3 protein-coding genes are annotated in these 3,344 nt (G+C 60.6%); 2 read left to right on the plus strand and 1 reads right to left on the minus strand.

Going from position 1 to position 3,344, the window contains the following annotated elements; all coding sequences use genetic code 11:
• Positions 1 to 99: 99 nt before the first annotated feature.
• Positions 100 to 1,152: a 2,5-dihydroxypyridine 5,6-dioxygenase gene (locus WBB95_RS30200; RefSeq protein ID WP_424490919.1), complete on the minus strand. Its 1,053-nt coding sequence runs from the start codon at positions 1,150 to 1,152 to the stop codon at positions 100 to 102.
• Positions 1,153 to 1,460: 308 nt separating this feature from the next.
• Here WBB95_RS30200 and WBB95_RS30205 point away from each other — a divergent pair, with 308 nt between their 5' ends.
• Positions 1,461 to 2,594, plus strand: coding sequence for an FAD-dependent monooxygenase (locus tag WBB95_RS30205; protein WP_424490920.1), 1,134 nt, complete (start codon positions 1,461 to 1,463; stop codon positions 2,592 to 2,594).
• The coding region (locus WBB95_RS30210; protein WP_424490921.1) for an alpha/beta fold hydrolase at positions 2,591 to 3,344 on the plus strand (754 nt) is incomplete at its 3' end. The genes WBB95_RS30205 and WBB95_RS30210, both read left to right, overlap by 4 nt.

The following is a 3,344-nucleotide window of genomic DNA, read 5'->3' on the forward strand; positions in this document are numbered from 1 at the left end:
TTTTGCGCTCCACCAAAAGTGACCCGCTGTAAGAGCGGAACCAATAGACGCCATCCCCCAAATAACGGATATGCCCCCGACCCAACCCAACCCAAATCATCAGCGCGCCAAGGACTCAGCCGGCGCCACCACATCCCCGCCAATCACCACCGCCTCATCATCCAGATACACATCACAATGGCGCAGCGGAATATCCATATGGCAAGGCGTCTTCCGCGTCCCGCCCACCTCAGTATTGGGCCCGGTAGAAAACAGGAAGTTGCCATAAAACGCCCGCGCGTCCATGCACATCCCGTCGTTCTTGTCGTGCAACCCCATCGCAGTCCACTGCGCCCGCGGCTGCAAGCCCCAGCCAATATGAGAAATGCCATACACCTCAGGATCATTGAAATACTTCATGTAATCCCGCAAATACTCCGCCTCAAACCCACCGTGAATTTTGGTGATAAACCCCTTCTCGATTTCCAGGGTGATCTTCTCGCGCGTATAGGTCTTGAACGGCAACAGAATGTCGCCAACATCCAGCACCAACACCCCCTCGGCTGTCTCTTCATTGGGCCAGGAAAACAGGAAACCGCTCGGCCAATGGTCCCAGCGGCCCGGCTCATCGGCAAAACCGTATTCGGTCACCGACGGGTATTGCCCCAAGGCCGCGCGAAAATCACTGCCGGCGCGGGATTTGACATGGATCGAACGCGCCTTCTTCAGCAACTGCTCGGCCGCCAATACACGCACCTTGTCTTCTTCAGTCGGCAGCATCCGCGCCAGCACTTCCGGCGGCTCCACGGCCAGCAAGATACGCGTGCCGGTCTTGAGGATCTGCTCCTGCTCCGGCGAATGCAGCAGCATCATCGTGTCGACAACCAGGTCGGCCGCTTCCAGGGCGCGCTGGGCCGCGATATTGCCGGTCAACGCGGTGTCGCCACAGTAGGCGGTCATGTCATTGCCCATGGCCTTGGGATGGTTGAACGACGGCAACTCCACCGCATACACCTTGGCGCCCAGGCGCTGCGCCGCGTCCATCGCGGCGCGCACGGTACGCGGGTCGGAATAATGGCTCTTGAGCACGGCGACGCTCTGGGTCGGGTCGACCTTCGACAGCTTCAGCACGTGTTCAAACATCTGGGTCAGTTCGCAATCGCTTACCGGCATTTTCCTGTCTCCTGTGGGGCTGCACCACGTTCAAGCACCGCGCTTCACGCTGGTGCATTTTTATAGCGTATACGCCAATTACTGACGATAAGACCTGAATTGCAGACGGACTGCAAGCGTCGAGCCAAAACGTTACTTATCGACACAGGCCTAGTATTTACTGGATACAAAGCGTTACACGGGATAAATATGGCCAAAAAATAAATTTATAAGCGCAGGCTTTCCATTTTAAAAAATGAGCGTATACACTTTAAAAACGGTGCGGACAGACGCCGCTGAAAATCAATAACGAGAGAGGATTACGCCCCATGGGAAGCACTCAAAAAATCGCCATCGTCGGCGCCGGCCTTGGCGGCGCCGCTGCCGCCACCCTGTTGCAGCAAGCCGGGTTCGACGTCGATATCTACGAGCAGGCACCGGAATTTTCCCGTCTGGGCGCGGGGATCCACATGGGCCCCAATATCATGAAAATCTTCCGCCGCATGGGCATTGAAAAGCAGCTGGACCTGATGGGCTCGCACCCCGAGCATTGGTTCAGCCGTTGCGGCGAAAGCGGCGATTACCTCTCGCGCATCCCGCTCACCGGCTACGGCGCGTCCTACATCACCGTGCACCGTGGCGACCTGCACGCCCTGCAGATGTCGACCCTCAAGCCCGGCACCCTGCATTTCAACAAGCGCCTGGAAACCCTCGAAGAAACCGACACCCAGGTGCGCCTGACCTTTGCCGACGGCGAAGTGACTTACGCCGACATCGTGATCGGCGCCGACGGCATCAATTCGAAGATCCGCGAAGAACTGCTGGGCGTGGAAAAACCGCTGTACAGCGGCTGGGTCGCGCACCGCGCACTGATCCGTGGCGACCAGTTGGCCAAGTACGACCTCACGTTCGAAGACTGCATCAAGTGGTGGACCGAGGACCGCCACATGATGGTCTACTACACCACCGGCAAGCGCGACGAGTACTACTACGTGACCGGCGTACCCCACGCCGAATGGGACTTCCAGGGCGCGTTCGTCGACAGCAGCCGCGACGAAATGTTCGACGCCTTCAAGGGCTACCACCCCACCGTCCAGGCGCTGATCGAGTCCACCGAAAGCGTGACCAAATGGCCGTTGCGCAACCGTAACCCGCTGCCGCTGTGGAGCCGTGGTCGCCTGGTATTGCTCGGCGACGCCTGCCACCCGATGAAACCGCACATGGCCCAGGGCGCCGGCATGGCCATCGAAGACGCCGCCATGCTGACCCGCTGCCTGCAGGAAACCGGGATCAGCGACTACCGCACCGCGTTCGAACTCTACGAAGCCAATCGCAAGGAACGCGCCTCCCGCGTCCAGGCGGTGTCCAACGCCAACACCTGGTTGCGCACCCAGGAAGACCCGGACTGGGTCTACGGGTATGACCTGTACGCCCAAACACTCAAGTCGGGGGTGGCTGCGTGAGCACCTTTCTCTACGGCGGCAACGTCCAGGCCAATGGCATTCGCCAGCACTACCTGCGCTACGGCGGCAAAGGCCCGGCGCTGATCTTGATCCCCGGCATCACCAGCCCGGCGATTACCTGGGGGTTTGTCGCCGAGCGCCTGGGCGAGCAGTTCGACACCTACGTGCTGGATGTGCGCGGTCGCGGCCTGTCTTCAACCGGCCCCGAGCTGGATTACAGCGCGGACACCTGCGCCGACGACATTGGTGCATTGGCCGACGCGCTGAACCTGCACAGTTACCACTTGGTCGGCCACTCCATGGGGGCGCGGTTTGCCGTGCGCAGCGCCGTCAAGCATCCCCAGGGCGTCAACCGCGTGGTGCTGATCGACCCGCCGGTGTCCGGGCCGGGCCGTCGCGAATACCCGAGCAAGCTGCCGTGGTACGTCGATTCGATCCGCCAATCGCTGATCGGCATGGACGCGGAGGCGATGCGCGCCTTCTGTGCCACCTGGACCGACGAGCAACTGCAATTGCGCGCCGAATGGCTGCACACCTGCTACGAACCGGCCATTGTGCGCGCCTTCAATGACTTCCACACGGTCGACTTCCACCAGGACCTGCCCCGGCTCAAGGCCCCTGCCCTGTTGATGGTGGCCGGGCGTGGCGGTGTGATCCTCGATGAAGACGTCGCCGAAATCCAAAACCTGCAACCGAGCATCAAGGTCGCACGCGTTGCAAACGCCGGGCACATGATTCCCTGGGATGACC

This window comes from Pseudomonas sp. (assembly GCF_049645325.1).
Lineage (GTDB): Bacteria > Pseudomonadota > Gammaproteobacteria > Pseudomonadales > Pseudomonadaceae > Aquipseudomonas.

Coding starts and splice junctions, on each gene's coding strand:
- WBB95_RS30200 (WP_424490919.1), bottom strand. CDS start 1,152: ATGCCGGTAAGCGATTGCGAACTGACCCAGATGTTTGAACACGTGCTG.
- WBB95_RS30205 (WP_424490920.1), top strand. CDS start 1,461: ATGGGAAGCACTCAAAAAATCGCCATCGTCGGCGCCGGCCTTGGCGGC.